Genomic DNA, 19,991 nt, shown 5'->3' with positions numbered 1-19,991 from the left:
AGACATGGACCCGGATGGCCCATGGGCTTCTACGTCATTCATCGTTACATCACGACCAGGAGGTCAAGATGGCTCAACAACTCAATGGTAAACGCGTCGCCATTCTCGCTGCCGACGGCTTCGAGGAATCCGAACTCGCTTCACCGCGCGCCGCGCTTCAGGGTCAAGGCGTCGAGACCCATGTCGTGACACCGGATGGCAAAGGCATTCGCGCCTGGGCCGAAACCGAGTGGGGCGAAACCTATGAGGCTGACAAGGCGCTCGATGACGCCGACCCCGCTGATTATCACGCCCTGCTGCTGCCGGGCGGCCTGTTCAACCCGGACACCCTGCGCACCGACGAGAAGGCGCTGAGCTTCGTCAGATCGTTCTTCCAGGCCGGCAAGCCGGTCGCCGCGATCTGCCACGCGCCGTGGATCCTGATCAACGCCGGCGTCGTCGACGGTCGTAAGCTGACCTCCGTGCCCTCCATCGCGCAGGATCTCAAGAACGCCGGCGCCGAATGGGTCGACGAGTCCGTCGTCTGCGATAGCGGCTTTGTCACCAGCCGCACGCCCAAGGATCTCGACGACTTCAACGCCAAGCTCATCGAAGAGATTGCCGAAGGCCGCCACAGCAACCAGCACGCCTGAGTGTTGCGGCCCTGACCTTGAAAACGCCCGCCCCATGGCGGGCGTTTTTGTGTCCGCCCGCCTGACCCCACGGCCGACGTTACGCCCCCGCCTGAGGCCGCCAGACTCAGCAGTACCCGGCCCCGCATGGCACTGGCATTGGCCCCACCGGGCGAACGTTGGCACGACACGCATCGTTCATTCGCCCGATAGCGGCTAGGCTGAAAGGCGCGGGCGACAGAGTCGCTGCGCTGCAAGCCCCCAACAAGGACGAGCCCCCGTGACCCGAGACGCCTCAACGCCCCATCGCGACGGCTCCAAGCGCCAGATGTTCTTTGGCAAGCTGATCCACTTCAGCAAGAAGCTGGTCCGCCTGTTCACCCGCCCGATGCGACGTGACAAGGGCAAGGGTGGCGTCATCGTCCACCCCTACCGGGGCTACGGCTCGCAGAAGGAAGCCTTCATCATGGGCCGCGTGTTTCGCCAGCCGCGACGCCTCGCGCGCTGGGAGCAGGCCGGCATCATGCAGGATCTGGCCGACCTGGCTCGGCGACTGGTGCGCCACGGCGTGGCCGACGCCCGTATCGACATACGTCTCGGCGCAACGCGCACCTCCGTCACCACCGACCGCGACGGCTACTTCCACGCCCATATCGAGATCACCCACACCCTGCCGGCCGAGGCGATCTGGCATACCGCCAAGCTCGAGGTGGTCTCCGAAGACGACGCCATCAGCACCGAGACCGAGGTCTACATTCCGCCGGCGAGCACCGACCTGATCGTCATCAGCGACATCGACGACACCGTGATGTACACCGGCGTCGCCAACAAGCTGAAGATGTTCTATCGCCTGTTCATGGAGAAGGCCGACGAGCGCACCGCCTTTCCCGGCGTGGCTGCGCTCTATCGCGCGCTCTATGAAGGCGCCGAGGGTAACCGTCAGCGGCCGATGCTCTACGTTTCCCGCGGGCCGTGGAGCATCTACGAGGTGCTGGAGATGTTCTTCAACATGAACCGCATTCCGGTGGGGCCGATCCTCTTTCTGCGCGAGTGGGGCATGACGCTCAAGCGCCCGTGGCCGCGCAAGGCAGAGGATCACAAGTCCGACGTGATTCAAAGCATGCTGTCACTCTACGAGGGGCTGCCCTTCGTGCTGATCGGCGACAGCGGCCAGCACGACCCCGAGGTCTACACCGAGATCGTCAAGGCCTACCCCGACCGGGTCCGCGCCATCTACATTCGCAAGGTGGATGACGACGACGAACGCGACGCCGCCATCGACGCCCTCGCCAAGGAGATCGGCGATTCCGACTGCGAATTGATCCTCGCCAGCGACAGCGCCATCATGGCCGAACACGCCCTCTCCCGCGGATTCATCTCACAGGAAGGGTTCGATGCCGTGCGCGACGATACCCGCGCCCAGCAGCAGCGGGAGTGAATCGTTGTGAACGCTTCGGCTTATCGCAGGGGTGTGGATGGCTTGGGTATGTGGAAGTGCCAACAAGTTGTGGTGAGCAGGGGGTAATGATGATGGAGGAATTAAGGCAGTTAACGCTTGCAGCACGCGCGCGCTTGGAATGGAGCCGAAGGCGCAATGGAAAGGGCGTCGCTGTGCCTGCATTTGTTATGATACCAACGACGCCTATCCTCTTACTATCATTTAGATGGCCGTCAAATCAAGAGTTTCATCATGTAATTCTTGATGATCTTCTAGTAACTGAGAAAGAAAGCCACGTTCAAGTTCCCCACCACCAATGTAGATTAGCTTCGAATTTTCAGGGAAGTAAGCATCTTTAACGTCTTTAACACTAATTTTCTCGATAGGTTTAATATCTTTCTCATCTCTAACCTCTGAATCACTTTTGACATGCTCCGATATAGAAACGAATGTCTGAGTATCTTCCGGTAGATTATTACTAACAAATGACAAAATAGTCGCTAGATTAGTCTCATCTATATCTTCCTTGAGAATGGCGTCCAACAAAAATGGCAGCCTATGTGCAATTTTTGTTTTCGCAATGATAGCGTTCAATGCAAAATGATAGGCCATAACAGTCTTATGAAGCTCAACACCTTGTCGCGGAAAAGAATTAATTGAATATAGATTAAGATATCTAGAGTCAACTAACGGATTAAGCTTCAACTGTGACGCATAATCAGAGAATAACTCTTCAAACCCCCTTTCTTTTGCTTTCCTTGCAGAGACTGCTTCCTGCTCCGTATTCATAGAATTAATGAATGACCTAACAGCGTCTAATTCATTTTCTGAATCGCCAATGTCTTTCTGCATCTTTTTGTATAATTTAATATTTGCTTTATTATCCACCCATTGATCAAAGGTAACTCCGTCTACATTTTTGCTTAAAAGAACACCGTAATCATCTTGAATTTCCTTTCTAAATTTTTCAATTACTTTACTTGATGAGTTTATTTGTGACTTTTTTGTTGTCAGCTTGTCGGCAATGTGTGACTCTAGCTCAACTGTATCATTGTATTTCTGATAATGGCTATACAAACCCTCTAAAGAATATGACAATACTTGGGTGCAGGCTGGGCAGCGATCGATATCATTATACTTTTGGCTCTTGACATTACTCCTAGTTCTCTTGAGAATTTTGTGGTGGTTCTGTAGTAACGAAAGCTCATTGCATAGCTTTATATATTTAATTCTTTCTTCTTCCAGGGAGCTCGACCTTTTAACGTAGCTTTCAATGTACTCTTCTGCCTTCTCACCAAAGGTTTCGTCAACTAAATTTGAAAACTGGAATTCGGCCTTTTTGCTATAACGATTGAGATTTTGGATATCAGCTGTCAGCCGATCTTTTTTTCTCGTAAGCTCTCTATATTTCACCCTATCGAAGCTATTATTTACCCCAAGATAATAGTCCAAGTAATCGTCTTTAAACCCTTTATAATATTGAAGATTAGAAAACGATTCACGCAAATAGACCCAACCTACAGACTGAGAAATATAATATGGCAAAAACATGCTTTCGAGAGGGGCAGACTTAAGCTCTCCTTTTTGTTCTAGAAGCAGGGTAAAGCCAACCAAATCGCGCATATAGTCTTTTAATTTGACGTGCTCAACGCTATTATCAGCATCTATTCCATGAAAGGGAACCACTCTTCCCTTCGGCTCTCTTACATAGATGGATTTCGGCTCCCTAATAATTGTGTATTTTTCTTCAACCCCATCAACAGTCTTGGTGAAGTCCACTCTGAATATTGGATTATAACTAAGAATTTCAGCTAGATTCTCACGAACATCATTGACACCAAAAGCAAACAACAAACTCTGAAGTAGAGAACTTTTCCCAGATGTATTACGCCCACTAATAATATTCACACCAGAGGAAAACTCATCAAAAAAACAGAGGTTATGCGAAGCAGAGCTGACAAACAGCCTGTTGAAATTAATAGTTACACTCATTGCATATCCCCACCATGGCATTCTACATATGCACACAAAACAGAGAAGAAGATGTCGACATCCTTTAGGTTCATACTATTTTCATCCTTTATATCTGAGACGTACTTATAAAACATGTCCTCATGGCTATAAAAATCCATGGAGTAATCATTCTCTCGAATGAAGCTTTTTATTATTTGATGCTCTCTGTTTGCCATGTCTTTCAGTAACTCAAAGGTATTTCTGATATGGTTTTCGTGGTTATTTTGGATACCGATAGGAACTTGGAACCTACGAGATAGCTCCGTTGAATAATTTCTCCATAGATTGAATGTCTTTTGTTCAGTCTCAATAACATCAATTGCTCTCTTTATCTCGCCGCCTTCAACCCTCTTACTGCTGTCAAGTAAGTTAATAACCCTACCTTGATTGTACACAGCTTCCACTTCTCTAAATAAGCTAAGAAGCAGCTCAACTGCTGCATTAGGATCTAAAACATGCGGAAAATTCCTACACATAAGTCCAACCAAAATATCTTTTTGGTCTTTTTTTCTGCGTGGTAGGTCGACCCATTCAATATGCAGATTATCTAGTTCAGGCTTGTGATATGTGATCTTTTCCTTATTACAGAAACTTCCTACTTTCTTGTCAATCACGTCCTGAATTTCTCCAGGTATACCATCGTAACTACACTTAAAGTTCTGTTCGTTAAGGAAGTAGACTATTTCCTTTTTCCCATATTCCTTTTCATCTTTGCTGGGTTTGTAGTTGAGCTTAATATCGGTATTTGATATGAATATCAAATCATGAGTGTAGCTTTGGCATTTTGGAGCTGGATCATTTATTAGGTTGTTTCCAACTTCAAGCATCTTCGCAACAGCTTCGGAAAATCGTTCGTTTATAGTCCAGACAGCTCCTGAAAGTTTCTTGGCCTGATAAGAATGGATTTCTTCTATTTTGTCCCGGCAATCAGATCTGTAGCAGAATAGAAAGTCATCATGGTGTTCAATGCACAGAAAGAACTCTCTCCCCTTGAAACGGTCATAATTATTAAGCAGCAAGTACAACGCGCAATTTCGCTGAAACTCGAAGCCCAATAAAGCATCTACGCCTGCGTTGACTGCCTTTTTTGTTTTGGTCAAAGCTTCACCTTCCAAAAGCAGAATACTTGAAATTGATTTAGCCCTATGCGCCTACTCATAACGCCGCATTCAGCGGCTTGTCCGCTGCAAGGCAGCGTTATATTGTTAGCTGTCGGCATAATGGTAAAGGCTGCAAGTTATGAACTTTTTAGGTATTTTGTAATTTAGTTTTTTACTGCGCTGAAGATGGACTTCTACAGAATAATTCTTCTTTTTAGCATCTATCTCAAGCGACATCCTTTTTGCCCCAAAATGTTTAAACAGCCTTGCGTCAAGCTCCTCTAAGTGCTTTATTTCATTTGTGTAGGCACAGTAAACTCTAAATGGTATTTTCCCAATATCAATACCATTTAACACGAAGTTTATTAATGCTGTATTTCGATGGTTGTCTAGTTCTTTTCGTTGGCCATTATGATCGATAAAACTTGTCGGGGCTATCATGTTGTATTGTAAATGAGGATCGTTTGCAGTTCGCTTAAAATTGTTTGGATCAAACGCTGCTTCTGTCTTCCCTGCTGCTTCTTTTACTTTGAAAATATCTAAATTGGGCCAATTTGAACTAACAATAGAAACTAAATACCCCGCCTTGTACAAGTCATCATGACTGCCAATGTCTAAAGCATAAAAAAATTCTTTTGTAAAAATACCGAAAACCAAAGGGTCTCTGATCCCCCCTTCCTTATTTTTATACAAGTGAAAATGCGATATATTGCATGTATAGAGCAAATAATCAAACGCCTGCCATTCATTTATTTTCTTACTCATATACCCATTTATATCATCTCCTTTTTCAATGCTTTCTTGAAGCGACATCCATTCTTTATTGGTAGCCCATGAGCTTTCTTGGAGCTTTTTGCTTAAAATTACATTTCTTGGCTTAGGTGTAACTCGCCTGTGTTGTAAACAGCAATACACTATTGGAGATATATCTGACTGATAATTCTGAATTTTTCTGACATCCAAGTTAAACTCAGTCATCAACTTTTTTTTGAATATATCAAACCACCCTGACTGGAGTGTCTTTTCCATGAACGGTTCCTAATTGAATATAACAGGTATTAGGTAGCAGGCTCGTTTTATCACTTGAACGAGCGCGCGTGTTTATGAATTCTTATCTAGCCCATCAATCTGGTGCTAACCCATTGATTTTCTGTACAACTAATAATAATTCGGCAGGTTGTGCAGAACTCGCACCCTTGCACGTTCCGCTGAACCTGATATTACTGTATAGAGATACAGCTAAATTGAGTTAATCATGAATGCTCACAGCCGACCGCCAAAGCTGATGGATCGTGTGAAAGCCATCATGCGCGTGAAACGTTACAGCCCCCGCACGGTCAAGATTGACTGCTACTGGATACGCTATTTCATTCGCTTCCGTGATGTGCGGCATCCGGCCAGCATGGGGGGGTCCCGAGGTAAAAGCGTTTCTTGAGCATCTTGCGATACAACGCCAGGTGGTGGCGGCGGCCACACAAAATCAGGCCCTGAATGCACTCGTTTTTCTCTATCGACACGTAATAGAGCAACCGCTGGGAGATATTGGCGATTTCTCGCATGCGAAGCAGGCACGTCGGTTACCCGTAGTGTTAAGTCACGAACAGGTAATAAGCGTGCTGAATCAGCTTTCCGGGCCAATGCGTCTAATGGCGACCTTGATGTATGGTTCGGGGTTAAGGGTTCTGGAAACCTGCCGTCTGAGAGTTCGGGATATCGATTTCGAGCGCCAAATCATTACGGTTAGGGCTGGCAAAGGCGACAAGGACAGAACCACTCTACTACCCGCACTCTGCACCCCCTATTTGCAGCATCAAATCGACCTCGCCAATCAGCGACTTGATCAACGCCTGAGTCGTGGCAGTGTCCCTGTAACGCTTCCCAATGCACTAGATCGAAAATATCCCAATGCCGGAATCTCTCTGGGTTGGCAGTGGCTATTCCCGGCTAGCCGCCCGTGCTTTGATGAGGGTGGCAAGGTGGTGCTCCATCATATTCATACTTCAGCAGTACAGAAGGCCGTTAAGCAGGCAATGAGAGCGGCATCGTTACCTCGTCCCGGTTCTTGTCATGCGCTGCGACATAGCTTCGCCACCCAATTGCTGAGCCAGGGCACGGACATACGTACCGTTCACGAGTTGCTCGGGCACAAGAGCGTGGAAACCACCCAGATCTATACGCATGTTTTGGGCAAAGGCTTTGCCGGTGTCCGTAGCCCGCTAGGCTGACGGGTAAGCTGCACTTTTTGTTGCACGCTACCGCCCCTACCTGAGCAGGCAGCGATCATCGGTCGCCAGCCATGCGATAGCCGTTGGGTAACGCTTGATCATCAATCGTTTTGAATGGGCGTTATCGCACCGTAACCAGCGGTTACATGAAGCGCAATGCCCAAGAAAGTCTTAGGCGTGGGTGGGACGATTTTCGTCCACGCGAGGCGTCTGGATGTCGCTTCGAGAAAGTCCTGGGGGCGGATTAGCGGTTATCCGAGGGGATAGGACATACCGTGTCAGGTAGGGATTTTGGGGGGATTACCCGTAACGAGTGGTTCTCTCGAATCGCATTCCGTGAGGAGCGCACGATGTCGAGAGAACCACTCGCCCGTTTTCTTTTCAGAGTGGCTTAGTTTCAGACCGGCCTGGTTTCAGAGTGGCTCAGGCCGCCTTGCCGGAGGCGATGTCGGCGACGAGCGCCTTGAGCACTTTCCAGAACTCTTCGACGGAGGCGATCTCGGTGCGCTCGGTGGGGGAATGCGCGCCGCGGATCACGGGGCCGAAGGAGATCATCTCCAGGTGCGGGTACTTGCCGCCAATGATGCCGCACTCGAGCCCGGCATGGATTACCTTCACCGCGGGGTCGCTGCCGACCTGTTCCTGATGGAGGCGTCGAAAGCGGGTCAGCAGGGCGCTGCCGGCGCTCGGCGCCCAGCCGGGGTAGGCGTTCTCGACCCGCGTCTTGGCGCCGATCAGGCCGAACAGCGCGGTGAAGCGGTCGGCCAGGTTCTCGGCGGCGCTGTCGCGCAGCGAGCGCACCAGCGCGCAGAGGTGAAAGCGGCCGTTCTCGAGCGAGACGACGCCCAGGTTGTTCGAGGTTTCGACCACGCCGGGCACTTCGGCGCTCATCCGCTCGACGCCGTAGGGCGCGGCGTGTAGCGCGGCGACCAGCAGGTCGGTGGCGGTGTCGGTCAGCGCTTCGGCATCGCTGCAGGAGAGCGTGGCCGGCGAGAGCGTCAGCGTCACGTCGTCGTCGACCCCGGCGAGCTCGGCGCGGTAGGTCGTCTGCAGCGCGTCCAGCGTCTCCTCGAGCGCCGGCAGATGGCTCTCGTTGATGACGATGGTGGCGAAGGCTTCCCGCGGCAGGGCGTTGCGCAGCGTGCCGCCCTGATAGTCGACCAGACGGATGTCGAACTCGTCGAGCTGACGCAGCGCGCGGACCAGTAGCTGGTTGGCGTTGCCGAGCTCCTTGTGGATATCCGCACCGGAGTGACCGCCGACCAGCCCGGTGAGCGAGACGCGCCGCATCACTTCGTCGTCGTTGCAGCCGCGCATCGGCAGGTCGGCGTCGATCACCACGTCTGCGCCGCCGGCGCAGCCGATGTAGACCTCGCCGCGATCCTCGGAATCCAGATTGAGCAGATAGCGCCCTTCGAGCCAGCCCGCGTCGAGAGAGAGTGCGCCCTGCAGCGAGGTCTCTTCTTCCAGCGTGAACAGCGCCTCGATGGGGCCGGTGGCGATGTCGTCGGCTTCCAGCACCGCCAGCGCGGCGGCCACGCCAAGGCCGTTGTCGGCGCCGAGCGTGGTGCCGCGGGCGTGGAGCCAGCCGTCCTCGACGAAGGTGTCGAGCGGGTCGTTCAGGAAGTCGTGGGGGTGATCGCTGTTGGCCTGGGTGACCATGTCCAGGTGGCCCTGCAGCACGATGCCGGGCACCGCTTCGTAACCCGGGGTCGCGGCCCGGCGAATCCGTAGATTGCCGTAGGTGTCGCGGTCGTGGGCGAGCCCTTTGTCGTCGGCCCAGCGCTCGAGGATGTCGACCAGTTTGGCCTCATGGCCAGAGGGGCGCGGCGTGTTGCACAGGGTGCGGAAATGGCGCCAGACGGGTTCGGGAGAGAGCGTGAGCAGATGGTCGTTCATGTCGATTCCAGGCGCGGCGCGTGTCGAACGCGGCGCGTTCCACGATGATGAATGGGACACCCGAGGGCGAGCCTGACGCTCGCCCCCGGCAAAAAAGTGCCCTCACCTTACCCGCCTCCCTCTGGCTTGACCATATGCACGGGTACGGCGCGCCTGGCGTGACCGGCCGTCGAGGCTGACCGGCCATTGCGCGTCTCTCGCCGCGAGGCGACGCCGTCAGTGGCGTGTCGCGGCTCGCTGCCACGCGAGCAGCCCCCGGGCGAGCGAGCGCGCCGCCGCCTGCCGGTCGCGGCGCCCTGCAGCGCCATCGCCGGGGGCCAGCGCCGTTGCCCGGTGCTGAAAGAGCGCTGCCACTGCCGCCGCGGGCGGCACCCGCTCGAACGGCTCGTCGGGGCTCTCTGCCGCTGTCGCCGAGGCGCCCAGACCGTCCGGCAGCGCGGTAATCGGCTGCTGGCGCCACCAGCAGAGCCACGCCTGACGCAGCCAGGGGCGGATCAGCGCGAGTTCGCCGCCACCCGCCGCGAATGCTTCAAGTCGGGCGGTGAGCGCGGCCGGCCACGCCGGGCGCTGCCCTTCGTGAAGCCAGCCGGCGGCGACCTCGGGTTCGATGTCACTGAGTTCGCCGACGAGCAGATCCGCCAGCAGCGTCTGGAAATCCGCCGCCCACGTCGCGATCTCCGCGACCGCCAGAGGGGCGAGCCCCCGCCCCATCATCAGCGCCGGTTCGCCGCTCGCGGCTTCGCGGGTCAGCCCCGCGCGCAGACTCGTGAAGCCCCGGTCGCGCCAGAAGCGCATCAGCCCGGGTTCGGCCCCGAAACTGACGCCGAGATGGTCGATGCCCTGCCCTACCGCGGCGCCCGCCACCGCCTCGATCAGCGTCTGGCCGATACCGCGACGGCGACAGCCGGGGTGGACCGCGATCCGCATGATGCGCCACCACTGGCGCGTTGCCGCCTCGGCGTGGCCGGCGTGCATCGCCAGCGACTGTGCCAGCAGATGCCCCCGCGGGCGCCGCTCGCCCCGCTGGATCGCCCCGGCCAGCGCCGCATCGAAGCCGCCCTCGGCCTGCACCACGCAGAGACCGGCCAGCCGCCCTTCGCAGCGCGCCGCCAGCAGGCGCACGCCGGGGCCGTCGAGCAGCTGGCGCAGATCGGCGGGCGTGGTGCGGTAGTGCGCCTGCACCAGCAGCCCGAACGCCTCCCGCAGTGCGGCCTCGTCATGAGCCAGCGCAGTGCGGTCGAGCCAGTCGAGAGTGAGCCAGTCGAGAGTAAGCCCGTCGAGCGCGACACCGCTCGCCTCAGCGCGGGCGAATGGGCGGTCGTCGATCTCGGCATCCAGACACAGCAGCTCGCGGGTGAGCCGCTCCAGCGGGTCATCCGCCGCCCAGCGGATCGGCGTGGTCAGCCGCAGCCGGCGCCAATCCGGCGTGAGCCGGTCGAGGGTATCGCGCAGTCGCACCTCGAAGCCGCGCCCGGTCCCTTCGTAGCCGTGGACGGTGGTGGCGAAGGCGATGCGCGGAAAGCGCGCCAGCCAATCCGCGAGGCGCGCGGCGGGAATCGATGCCGCTTCGTCGACGAACAGCGTCGGCGGCGAGCGCCGGTCGATCTCCGGATCATCGAGGGCGCTTGCGACGCGCTCCGGCGCCAGCCACTCAACGCGACACTCTCTCTCGTGACTCTCCGTCCCCTTCAGCGTCAGCGTGAAGCCGCCGGGCACGCGCTGCCCCGTCGGCAGCAGCGCGACCAGCCGCTCGAAGAGTGGCGCCACCGCGGCCTCGCTGGAGGCGGCGATCCACAGCCGGCGCTCTCCCGCCATCAGCCGCCGGGCGGCGGCGATCCCCAGCGCGGCACTCTTGCCCCGGCCGCGGTCGGCGATCAGCACCAGCGGCCGGCGCCGACGCAGCCGCGTCAGCCGGCCCACCGCCGCCGCCTGATCGGCGCTGAGACAGTCGGGGTCATTGAGCTCGTCATCATTGAACTCGGCGTGAGACGGGGCATCCTCGGCATCGCTATCGGCTGACGCCAAGTCGGCGACGGACGGGACAGAACACGAGGCGGGAACCCCCGGCAGCGCGGCGTCGGCAGGCCAGGTCACGAGCGCGTCGAAAGCGCCGAGCCAGCGGGCCAGCCGCGCCAGATAGCGCGCCTCGATCTCGCCAGCCTCTACCGGCCAGTGCGCCAGCCGCCGGTAGTCGGCGTCCCCATACCAGCCAGTGGCGTTCGGTTCGGCCCAGGCGGCGGGTGTCAGCAGCACCAGACAGCCGCCGGCAACGAGCGTGCCGCTGATCGCGCCGAAGGCGTCCGGGTCGAAGCCGCTCTGCCCGGTGGCGTCGAAGACGATCAGGTCGTGCTCCTGACCCAGCCGGCTGCGGGCGCGCCCCGGGGCGAGACAGGTGATCGACTGCGTCGGCGCCTGCGAGGCCGCGCCGATCCAGAGCGGCGACGCCCAGTCGCTCGCCGCCAGCAGCGCCTGCGCGCGCGGCAAGGGGGCGTCGGCGGCGATCCACACAATGCCGCGCTGACGCCGTGCGGCCAGTTCCGCCCGCCAGTCGGCAAGCCACTCGCCGAGAGGAGGCGCAGTCGAGGGCGTCATTGGCTCACGCCGAACCGATCAGACCATCGAGGTCGGGCGAGAGGCGCGGGGTGACGCGGGCAAGCGCCCATGCCAGCGCCACACCGCCGAGGGTCAGTGCGATGGGCAGCCAGCCGAAGGCGGTGCCGGAGACGAGATAGGAGTAGAGAAAGAACAGCATCATGACGCCGCCGCCGAGGTAGCGACCGATCTTCACCCCGGCGAGAAAGACGCTGCCCAGCACCCCGAGGCAGGGAATCAGCGCGTTGGCGAGATTGATCGCGAACCACTGCCCCGCCGGCGCCACGTTGGGCAGCACCGCCCCGGCGAACAGCTCCCAGACCAGCACATAGATCACCACCGGTGCCGCGAAGGCCCCGATGAGCCGCATCATGGTGCGTACGGGTTCGTCGCTGCCGGGTTTGGGTGAGCCGGGGGTGTTCATGGGCGGTTCCTGTCGCGGTTTGGCAAGGGTGTCGATGACGCATCGTGAATGGCGCTATTGAACCATCGACGCCCTGCCGGGTGCACGGTCTCGCCGTGGCGACAGGGCACGGGCAGAAGAGCCCGCCCGCGGCCGCCTCTGCGCGACTAGTGATCGATCTTTCTGAGCAACAGTACCAACGGCACGCTGAGCAGGTAGATCACCCCGAGCCACAGGAAGATGTCGTTGTAGGCAAGCACCTGCGCCTGCACGCCGACCCGCTGGCCGAGCAGCGCCACGGCGCTGTGATAGGGGTCGGCGACATGGCCGACGAGCATCGCCTGGTAGCGCTGGATCTCCTGGATCACCACGAGGCGGGACGTGTCGAGCGCCGGAATCAGCTGGTTCCAGTGGTAGTCGGCGCGCCAGTCGCGCACGGTGTCGAGCATCGCCAGCCCCACCGCCCCGCCGAGGTTACGCATCACGCTGAAGAGCCCGGCGGCGTTGCCGAGTTCATGCGGCGGCAGGGTGCCCATGGCGATGCGCGAAGCGGGGATGATGCACATGATCATGCCCGTGCCACGCACGATCTGCGGCCAGAAGAACTGCCAGAAGCCGGACTCGCTGGTGAGGTTCGCGTTCATCGCGGTACCGATGCCCACCAGCGCCAGCCCGATGAAGAGCAGCACCCGCAGATCCACCGAGTTGGTCAGGCGCCCGACGATGGGCGCGGTAAAGAACATCGCCACGCCGGTGACGAACATCACCTCGCCGATCTGCAGGCTCGAATAGCCGCGCACCCCGCCGAGAAACAGCGGCATCAGGTAGACCAGCCCGTACATCGCGATACCCACGACGAAGACCAGCCCGGTGCCCACCGAGAAGTTGAGATTGCGAAACGCGCGCAGATCGACGATCGGGTGGGCGTAGGTGAAGACCCGCCAGAAGAAACCGACGCAGGAGAGCGCGCAGAGCAGGGTCATGCCGATGATCAGGTCGCTGGCGAACCAGTCGTCGCCCGGCCCCTCCTCGAGCACGAACTCGAGGCTGCCGAGAAACAGCGCGATGAGGATCAGGCCGCGGAAATCGAGGAACTTGCCGACCTTGGCATCGCCCTTGTCGATATCCAGAAAGCGCCACGCCATCAGCGTGACGATGATGCCGGGGATGACGTTGACCAGAAACAGCCAGTGCCAGCTGAAGACCTCGGTGAGATACCCGCCCACGGTGGGGCCGATCGACGGCGCCAGCGTCACCACCATGCCGATCACGCCCTGCACGGTGCCCATTGCCCGGCGGGGAAAGAGCGAGAAGCTGATCGCCTGGGTAATCGGGATCATCGCCCCGCCCATGAAGCCCTGGATGGCGCGCAGCACGATGAGCTGATCGATGGTCGTGGCCAGCGCGCAGCCGAGACTCGCAAGGGTAAACCCGGCGCACGAGATGACGAACGCCACCCGGGTGGAGAGCCAGCGCATCAGCACGCCGGAGAGCGGAATCATGATGATCTCCGCGACCAGATAGGAGGTCTGGATCCAGGAGATCTCATCCTGCGAGGCGGAGACCCCCGCCTGGATCTCGTTGAGCGAGCTGGCGACGATCTGGATGTCCAGAATCGCCATGAACATGCCGAAGACTGCCGCGATGAAGCCGAAGCGGTAGTGCCACGACGGCATCTCCTGCGGGCCGGCGCCGGTCGGGGGCGCCACTTCGCTCATGAATCGCGCTCGGCGGGGGCGGTGGCGGCGTTGTTGTCACGCGGTCGCCGCGGTTCCGGCGGCGCATCCTCGAGCTCGGGCGCGGGGTCGAAGTAGATCGCCTGGCCGTCGACTTCACGCGTATCGACCGAGGGCACGACCGAGAGTCCGGCCTGCAGCCGCCACAGTTCGTCGGTGGGGCCGGTGACCCGAATCTTCACCGGCACGCGCTGGACGATCTTGTTGAAGTTGCCGGTGGCATTGTCCTGCGGCAGCAGGCTGAACTCGGTGCCGGTCGCCGGGGCGATACTGTCGACGCGGCCCTTGAATGCCACCGACGGGTAGGCGTCCACCGCCACGGCCACCGGCTGCCCCACCCGCATGCGCTCGATCTCCGTCTCCTTGTAGTTGGCGACGACGTAGGCGCTGTCCACGGGCACCAGCTGCATCAGCGTCAGCGAGGGCTGGGCGAGATCGCCCGGCTCGACGCTGAGATTGCCGATCACGCCGCTGCGCCGGGCGACGATGCGGGTCTTGGCGAGCTGGCTCTCGGCGTAGTCGATGTCCGACTCGGCGGCCTCGCGGTTCGCCTCGGCGCTGTCGATCGCCGCCTGGTCGGCGGAGAGACGCCGCTTGGCGGACTCGACGCTGGCCCGGCGCGAGGCGAGTGTGGCCTGGGCGACACGCAGCGAGGCCTGGTCGTCCTCGAGCTGCTGACGCGAGGCATAGCTGTTGGCCGCCAGCGACTGCGAGCGCTGCAGATGCTGGCGCGCCTGAGCGACGTCGGACTCCGCGGCGGTCACCTGCGCCGAGGCCTCGTCGATACTCGCCCGGTCGAGTTCGACCTGACGCTCGCTCTGGGTCACGTTGGCCGAACTGACCGCGAGCTGCGCCTGCGCCTGCGCCAGCCGGCTGCGGGTGTCGCGGTCGTCGAGCTGGACCAGAACGTCTCCCGCCGCGACCCGCTGGTTGTCGTCGACGGCGACCGTCAGCACCCGCGCCGATAGCTCCGAGCGAATGGCCACGCTGTCCGTCTGGACATAGGCGTTGTCGGTCTCGACGTAAAACCGCCCGGTCTGCCACCAGCGCCAGGCGAACACCAGCGCGACGATCAGCAGTACGACGACCGCCAGCGAGGTATAGAGCTTTTTCTTGATCTTCATGCAGGAAACCACGACCGATTCTAGGTGTAGTGTATGCTACGCTTTCTTTTTGAAAACGCCACCGTTACCGCGTGTCAGCGCGTCCATACCCTGGCATACAACGATCCGCCCCCTGCTCCTCGGAACTGCCATGTCAGACAGCCCCCTTCCGCGCTCGTTCACCCCGCCGCTCTCCCCCACGACCCAGCGCGGGCGCAAGCGGCATGATGCCCTGCTCGAGGCAGCGCAGCGCCTGTTTCTGGAGCGGGGGTTCAGCCAGGTGAGCGTCAACGACATCGTCGCCGAGGCGGGCGGCTCGCTCTCCACGCTCTATCGCCATTTCGGCAACAAGGAGGGGCTGTTTCAGGCGATGGTCGAGCATCGCTCCCACGACATCTACACCGCGCTGACCGCCGACGATATCGACTCGCTGCCCGTCGAAGCGGCGCTGACCCGCTTCGGCAGCGGGCTGCTGCACAAGGCGATGGATGACGAGGCGCTCGGCATCTACCGCGAAGTGGTCGCCGAGAGCCCGCGACAGCCGGAGCTTGCCCGACGCTTCTTCGACGCCGGGCCCGGCCGCATGCGTCAGGTCGTCAAGGAGTACCTTGACCGCCGCGTCGCCGACCGCTCCCTTCCGCCCGTCGACACTGCCGCCCTCGCCGGCATGTATCTGGGCATGGTGCTCGGGGAGTGGCATCTGATTCAGCTGCTTCAGCTCGAAGCCCCGCCGAGCGCCGAGGCCATCGACGCCCGGGTGACGCGCTGCGCCACGCTCTTTCTGGGCGGGCTGCGCGACGCGCCCGACTGACACCGCCATAGCGACTGAAAAAAACCGCCGCACCCGAAAGGTGCGGCGGTTTTTCGTTGGTCGATCAAAAGCGATCCGGCGACGGCGGTCAGTCGGCCGCCAGCAGATCCTCGATGGTGATCGGCAGGTCCCGGTAGCGCTTGCCGGTGGCATGGTAGATCGCGTTGGCGATCGCCGGCGCGACGCCGGTCAGACCGATCTCACCGACGCCACGACCGCCGAACTCGTTGTGCTTGAAGTCCGGATAGTCGAGCAGCTCGACGTCGATCTCCGGCGCATCGGCGTGCGTCGGGACGATGTAGTCGGCCACGTTCGCGTTGATCAGCCGCGCGTCACGCGGGTCGTAGTCGAGCTTCTCGAGCAGCCCCATGCCGACGCCCATGACGATGCCGCCCTCGACCTGGTTGCGCGCCGTCGGCGGGTTGATCGCCCGGCCGATATCGATCGAGGAGACGACCCGCGCCACGCGAACCCGCGAGATGTCCGGATCGATGCGGACCTCGACGAAGTGGGCGCCAAAGGAGCGAAAGGCGTACTCGTTCTGCTCGTTGCCGGGGGCTGCGCTGCCGTGACCGTTGACGCTCGAGAGCTTGCTGGTCTCGAGCACCTCTTCGAAGCTCACGCGGCGGTTGCCGTCGGTGAGACAGCCCGCGTCGGCAAAGAGCGAGTCGGCGTCGCTGCCTTCGAACGCCCCGCCGCTGCCGATCGCCGCTTCCTTGATCGCGTCCAGCGCGTCACGCACCGCAGCGGCCACCGCCGGCAGCACCGTGGCGGTGGCCATGGAGCCGCCGGAGAGCGGACCGGCGGGCAGGCTGGTCTCGCCCAGCTTGACCTCGATGCGCGACAGCTCGGCGCCGGTCAGCTCGGCGACGGCCTGGGCCACGATGGTATAGGTACCGGTGCCGATGTCCTGCGTACCGCAGGCGGCGAAGAGCGTGCCATCGGCGCGCAGCTCGACCCGCGCTTCACACGGCTGGCGTCCGGCGGACCAGGTGCACGCGGCCATGCCGTAACCGATGATCTCGTCACCGTCGCGCATCGAGCCGACGGCGGGATTGCGCTGCGCCCAGCCGAAGCGCTCGGCGGCGCTGGTGAGGCACTCATCCAGGTGCTTGCTCGACCACGGCAGCCCGCTCGCCGGGTCAAGCTCTGCGTTGTTCTTCCGCCGCAGTTCGACCGGGTCCATGTCGAGTTCGACCGCCAGCTCGTCCATCGCCGTCTCCAGCGCAAAGATGCCGGAGACTTCGCCCGGGGCCCGCATCGGGCAGGGCGTGCCGTGGTTCACCTCGAGCACGCGCTGGCTGGTCGAGACGTTGTCGCAGGCGTAAAAGCTGGGGGTGGCGCTGCCGCAGCCGTCGACGTACTGGTGTACCAGCGACGTCTCGGTGGTGCTGTCGTGGATCACCGAGGTGAGCTTGCCGCTGCGGTCGGCACCCAGCCGGATGCGCTGACGCGAGGCGGGCCGATTGCCGCCACTGCTCATGTCCTGCTGGCGCGGCAGCACCACCTTCACCGGGCGGCCGGTCATGCGCGCGGCCACGGTGGTGGCGACGGCGTGCGGCCACATGAAGAGCTTGTTGCCGAAGCCGGAACCGATGTAGTGCGAGATGACTTCCAGATTCTCCTGGGCGAGCCCGAAGACCCGCGCCATGGCGTTGCGCTGGAAGAACACGCCCTGGGTCGACTCGTGGACGACGAGGCGCTGGCCGTCGTCGTGCCACTCGGCGAGCGTGGCGTGCATCTCCATCTGCAGATGGCTCTCGGCGGCGATCTGGTAGGTGGAGTCAACCTTCACCTCGGCGCCACCGAAGGCGGCTTGCGGGTCCCCGCGCGACGTGCCGGCGCTCTCCTGCAGTTCGCCCTCGGCGTCGGTCTGCAGAAGCCCGGGGGCCGCGCCGGACATTCTGGTGTAGCGCGCGACCACGCGCTGGGCGGCGGCACGCGCCTGCTCGAAGGTCTCGGCGACGACCAGTGCCACGTACTGGCCGTGGTAGTAGATGCGCTCGTCCTCGAACGGCAGGCGCACCTCGTTGACCATGTCGCCGTGGGCCATCGAGTTGGGCGAACGGTGCAGCGTCTCGAAGTGGCCGTGATGGAAGATATCCACCACGCCTGGCATCGCACGCGCCTCGTCCAGTTCCAGTGACTCGAGCTTGCCGTTGGCGATGGTCGACGGCACGGGGTAGCCGTAGAGCATGCCGTCGACGTGGAGTTCGCCGGTGTAGCCGGCGCGACCGGTGAGCTTGAACTCGCCGTCGATGCGCGGCGTGCGCTGGCCGACGACCTTCGGTTGCGTCATATCGTTCATGCCTGGGTCTCCTGTGTCTCGCGCTGTGACGTCCTGTCCTGCGCGGCGTTGCGCAGCGCCCGCACGATCGCCTGTCGCGCCAGGGGAATCTTGTAGGCGTTGTGCTCGCGGGGCACGGCGTCTTTCAGCGCGATCTCCGCGGCGCGCTCGAAGCTCGCCTTCTCGGCGGGCTGGCCGACGAGGGCGGCTTCGGCCTCGGTGCAGCGCCACGGTTTGGTGGCAACGCCGCCGAGGGCGATGCGCGCGTCACGAATCGTCTCGCCGTCGAGGGTGATCTCGGCGGCGCAGGAGGCGAGCGCGAACTCGTAGGAGGCGCGGTCGCGCAGCTTCAGATAGTGCGAGCCAGCACCCGGCAGCGGCGCATCCAGCGTCAGCGCCGTGATCAGCTCGCCTTCCTGCAGGTCGTGCTCGACATGCGGCGTGTCACCCGGCAGGCGATGGAAGTCGGCGAAGTCGACCTCGCGCTCCCCGTTGGGCCCTTGGAGCGTCAGCGTCGCACCGATGGCGGCGATGCCGACGCACATGTCCGACGGATGCACCGCGATGCAGGCGTCGCTGCCGCCGAGCACCGCGTTCATGCGGTTGATGCCGTCCATGGCATCGCAGCCGCTACCCGGCTCGCGGCGATTGCACTTGGCCGCCGGGTCGCGATAGTACGGGCAGCGCGTGCGCTGCATCACGTTGCCGGCCGTGGTCGCCATGTTGCGAAGCTGGGTCGAGGCACCCGCCAGTAGCGCTTCCGAGAGCACCGGATAGTGCGCCTTGACCTCTGGGTGGTGCGCGAGATCGGTGTTGGTGACCAGCGCGCCGATCTTGAGCCGGCCGTCGTCGAGACGCTCCACGCGCTTGAGCGGCAGCGCGTTGATATCGACCACGCTCTCCGGCTGGAGCACGTCGAGCTTGATCAGGTCGAGCAGCGTGGTGCCGCCGGCGACGAAGGCGGTGGCGTCCGCCGGCGTGGCGGCGGCGTCGATGCTGTCGGCACGGGAAAAGGCGAAGGTTCTCATGCGGCGCCCTCCTTGCGAGTCGCGTCGTAGCTCAGCGACTCGCGGGATTTCTGAATCGCTTCGACGATGTTCTTGTAGGCCCCGCAGCGGCAGATATTGCCGCTCATGGCTTCTCTGACCGAGGCGTCGTCGGTGCCCACGCGCTCATCGTTGAGCAGTGCGGTGGCCGACATCATCTGGCCCGGCGTGCAGTAGCCGCACTGATAGGCGTCGCACTCGAGGAAGTGCTGCTGCACGGGATGCAGTTCGCCGTCGCGGGCGAGCCCTTCCACCGTGGTCACGTGCTGGCCTTCGCACATCACGGCGAGGCGCAGACAGGCGTTCATCGCCTGGCCCTCGACGTGCACGGTGCAGGCGCCGCACTGGCCGTGGTCGCAGCCCTTCTTGGTGCCGCCGAGGCCGAGCTGCTCACGCAGCACATCGAGCAGCACCGCATTGGGCGCGACCTCGAGGGTGCGCGGTTCGCCGTTGAGCGTGAAATTGAGCGTCTGGGTGCCTGGGGCAACCTGCGCGCGGGTGCGGGAATGCACGGAATCATCCATCTTGCCGGCTCCTCATGGCGTTCTGAATTCCGGCGCACTCGTGGCCATGACGGCCGGCACGCGTCGTGCCTCCTTGAGATGCCGGAATTCGAATCGTTCGGACGACGTCCACCGCGCGGCGATGGCGCTCGGCGCGGGCGGCTCGGTCGTTGTCCACCGTCTGCAAAGGGCGGCGGATCGGAATGTCACGGTGTTTGTCTTGC

General features: G+C 60.8%; 16 protein-coding genes. 5 read left to right on the top strand and 11 right to left on the bottom strand.

What is annotated here, in order from left to right; translation table 11 throughout:
- Positions 1–68 precede the first annotated feature (68 nt).
- Positions 69–632 (top strand): type 1 glutamine amidotransferase domain-containing protein, encoded by a 564-nt coding sequence (locus tag DOM41_RS05865; RefSeq protein ID WP_110685911.1) that lies wholly within the window; start codon positions 69–71, stop codon positions 630–632.
- 259 nt (positions 633–891) lie between these two features.
- Entirely contained in the window at positions 892–2,049 is a 1,158-nt protein-coding gene (locus DOM41_RS05860) for an App1 family protein phosphatidate phosphatase (protein WP_342588146.1), read from the top strand.
- A 222-nt stretch (positions 2,050–2,271) separates the two neighbouring features.
- Here DOM41_RS05860 and DOM41_RS05855 read toward each other — a convergent pair whose 3' ends face one another.
- The 3 genes from DOM41_RS05855 to DOM41_RS05845 form a co-directional block, all read right to left on the bottom strand.
- Positions 2,272–4,041, bottom strand: coding sequence for a P-loop NTPase family protein (locus DOM41_RS05855; RefSeq protein WP_110685910.1), 1,770 nt, complete (start codon positions 4,039–4,041; stop codon positions 2,272–2,274).
- Positions 4,038–5,162 carry a dsDNA nuclease domain-containing protein gene (locus DOM41_RS05850; RefSeq protein WP_110685909.1) on the bottom strand — a complete coding sequence of 375 codons (1,125 nt, stop codon included), beginning with the start codon at positions 5,160–5,162 and terminating at the stop codon, positions 4,038–4,040. Before DOM41_RS05850 ends, DOM41_RS05855 begins: the two co-directional genes overlap by 4 nt.
- Before the next feature lie 105 nt (positions 5,163–5,267).
- Entirely contained in the window at positions 5,268–6,191 is a 924-nt protein-coding gene (locus DOM41_RS05845) for a hypothetical protein (RefSeq protein WP_110685908.1), read from the bottom strand.
- A 226-nt stretch (positions 6,192–6,417) separates the two neighbouring features.
- Here DOM41_RS05845 and DOM41_RS17865 point away from each other — a divergent pair, with 226 nt between their 5' ends.
- Together DOM41_RS17865 and DOM41_RS05840 are read left to right on the top strand one after the other, a co-directional pair.
- A complete protein-coding gene (locus DOM41_RS17865; RefSeq protein WP_342588145.1) occupies positions 6,418–6,597 on the top strand; it encodes a phage integrase N-terminal SAM-like domain-containing protein in 180 nt (59 codons plus the stop codon).
- Positions 6,545–7,387 (top strand): integron integrase, encoded by an 843-nt coding sequence (locus DOM41_RS05840; protein ID WP_280951215.1) that lies wholly within the window; start codon positions 6,545–6,547, stop codon positions 7,385–7,387. Before DOM41_RS17865 ends, DOM41_RS05840 begins: the two co-directional genes overlap by 53 nt.
- Positions 7,388–7,810: 423 nt before the next feature.
- Here DOM41_RS05840 and DOM41_RS05835 read toward each other — a convergent pair whose 3' ends face one another.
- From DOM41_RS05835 to DOM41_RS05815, 5 genes are all read right to left on the bottom strand, one after another.
- Complete coding sequence (locus tag DOM41_RS05835; protein WP_110685907.1) at positions 7,811–9,286, bottom strand: aminoacyl-histidine dipeptidase; 1,476 nt, start codon at positions 9,284–9,286, stop codon at positions 7,811–7,813.
- 216 nt (positions 9,287–9,502) lie between these two features.
- Positions 9,503–11,878, bottom strand: coding sequence for a GNAT family N-acetyltransferase (locus tag DOM41_RS05830; RefSeq protein ID WP_110685906.1), 2,376 nt, complete (start codon positions 11,876–11,878; stop codon positions 9,503–9,505).
- Between the two features lie 4 nt (positions 11,879–11,882).
- Positions 11,883–12,302, bottom strand: coding sequence for a hypothetical protein (locus tag DOM41_RS05825; RefSeq protein ID WP_110685905.1), 420 nt, complete (start codon positions 12,300–12,302; stop codon positions 11,883–11,885).
- Between the two features lie 146 nt (positions 12,303–12,448).
- Positions 12,449–13,999 (bottom strand): DHA2 family efflux MFS transporter permease subunit, encoded by a 1,551-nt coding sequence (locus DOM41_RS05820; RefSeq protein WP_110685904.1) that lies wholly within the window; start codon positions 13,997–13,999, stop codon positions 12,449–12,451.
- On the bottom strand, positions 13,996–15,141 hold the full coding sequence (locus tag DOM41_RS05815) for an HlyD family secretion protein (protein WP_110685903.1): 1,146 nt from the start codon (positions 15,139–15,141) through the stop codon (positions 13,996–13,998). The genes DOM41_RS05820 and DOM41_RS05815 overlap by 4 nt, the downstream gene beginning before the upstream one ends.
- Positions 15,142–15,271: 130 nt before the next feature.
- On the opposite strand from DOM41_RS05815, the gene DOM41_RS05810 reads away from it, so the two are divergent.
- Positions 15,272–15,931, top strand: a complete 660-nt coding sequence (locus tag DOM41_RS05810; RefSeq protein WP_188112366.1) for a TetR/AcrR family transcriptional regulator — start codon at positions 15,272–15,274, stop codon at positions 15,929–15,931.
- A gap of 88 nt (positions 15,932–16,019) precedes the next feature.
- On the opposite strand, the gene DOM41_RS05805 is transcribed toward DOM41_RS05810, so the two are convergent.
- From DOM41_RS05805 to DOM41_RS05795, 3 genes are read right to left on the bottom strand one after another with little or no spacing between them, the layout of a single operon-like run.
- A complete protein-coding gene (locus tag DOM41_RS05805; protein ID WP_110685901.1) occupies positions 16,020–18,239 on the bottom strand; it encodes a xanthine dehydrogenase family protein molybdopterin-binding subunit in 2,220 nt (739 codons plus the stop codon).
- Positions 18,236–19,246, bottom strand: a complete 1,011-nt coding sequence (locus DOM41_RS05800) for an FAD binding domain-containing protein (protein ID WP_110685900.1) — start codon at positions 19,244–19,246, stop codon at positions 18,236–18,238. The genes DOM41_RS05805 and DOM41_RS05800 overlap by 4 nt, the downstream gene beginning before the upstream one ends.
- Positions 19,243–19,788, bottom strand: coding sequence for a (2Fe-2S)-binding protein (locus tag DOM41_RS05795; protein ID WP_110685899.1), 546 nt, complete (start codon positions 19,786–19,788; stop codon positions 19,243–19,245). Before DOM41_RS05795 ends, DOM41_RS05800 begins: the two co-directional genes overlap by 4 nt.
- Positions 19,789–19,991: the final 203 nt, after the last annotated feature.

Source organism: Salinicola aestuarinus (genome assembly GCF_003206645.1).
Taxonomy (GTDB): domain Bacteria; phylum Pseudomonadota; class Gammaproteobacteria; order Pseudomonadales; family Halomonadaceae; genus Salinicola; species Salinicola aestuarinus.
The sequence above is the reverse complement of the archived record's forward strand: the minus strand, read 5'-3'. Positions and strand labels throughout refer to the sequence as shown.

Bases quoted from the DNA above. Each gene is read 5' to 3' on its own strand.
- DOM41_RS05865 (WP_110685911.1), top strand. From the start codon at position 69: ATGGCTCAACAACTCAATGGTAAACGCGTCGCCATTCTCGCTGCCGAC.
- DOM41_RS05855 (WP_110685910.1), bottom strand. From the start codon at position 4,041: ATGAGTGTAACTATTAATTTCAACAGGCTGTTTGTCAGCTCTGCTTCG.
- DOM41_RS05845 (WP_110685908.1), bottom strand. From the start codon at position 6,191: ATGGAAAAGACACTCCAGTCAGGGTGGTTTGATATATTCAAAAAAAAG.
- DOM41_RS17865 (WP_342588145.1), top strand. From the start codon at position 6,418: ATGAATGCTCACAGCCGACCGCCAAAGCTGATGGATCGTGTGAAAGCC.
- DOM41_RS05840 (WP_280951215.1), top strand. From the start codon at position 6,545: ATGTGCGGCATCCGGCCAGCATGGGGGGGTCCCGAGGTAAAAGCGTTT.
- DOM41_RS05835 (WP_110685907.1), bottom strand. From the start codon at position 9,286: ATGAACGACCATCTGCTCACGCTCTCTCCCGAACCCGTCTGGCGCCAT.
- DOM41_RS05830 (WP_110685906.1), bottom strand. From the start codon at position 11,878: ATGACGCCCTCGACTGCGCCTCCTCTCGGCGAGTGGCTTGCCGACTGG.
- DOM41_RS05825 (WP_110685905.1), bottom strand. From the start codon at position 12,302: ATGAACACCCCCGGCTCACCCAAACCCGGCAGCGACGAACCCGTACGC.
- DOM41_RS05820 (WP_110685904.1), bottom strand. From the start codon at position 13,999: ATGAGCGAAGTGGCGCCCCCGACCGGCGCCGGCCCGCAGGAGATGCCG.
- DOM41_RS05815 (WP_110685903.1), bottom strand. From the start codon at position 15,141: ATGAAGATCAAGAAAAAGCTCTATACCTCGCTGGCGGTCGTCGTACTG.
- DOM41_RS05810 (WP_188112366.1), top strand. From the start codon at position 15,272: ATGTCAGACAGCCCCCTTCCGCGCTCGTTCACCCCGCCGCTCTCCCCC.
- DOM41_RS05805 (WP_110685901.1), bottom strand. From the start codon at position 18,239: ATGAACGATATGACGCAACCGAAGGTCGTCGGCCAGCGCACGCCGCGC.
- DOM41_RS05800 (WP_110685900.1), bottom strand. From the start codon at position 19,246: ATGAGAACCTTCGCCTTTTCCCGTGCCGACAGCATCGACGCCGCCGCC.
- DOM41_RS05795 (WP_110685899.1), bottom strand. From the start codon at position 19,788: ATGGATGATTCCGTGCATTCCCGCACCCGCGCGCAGGTTGCCCCAGGC.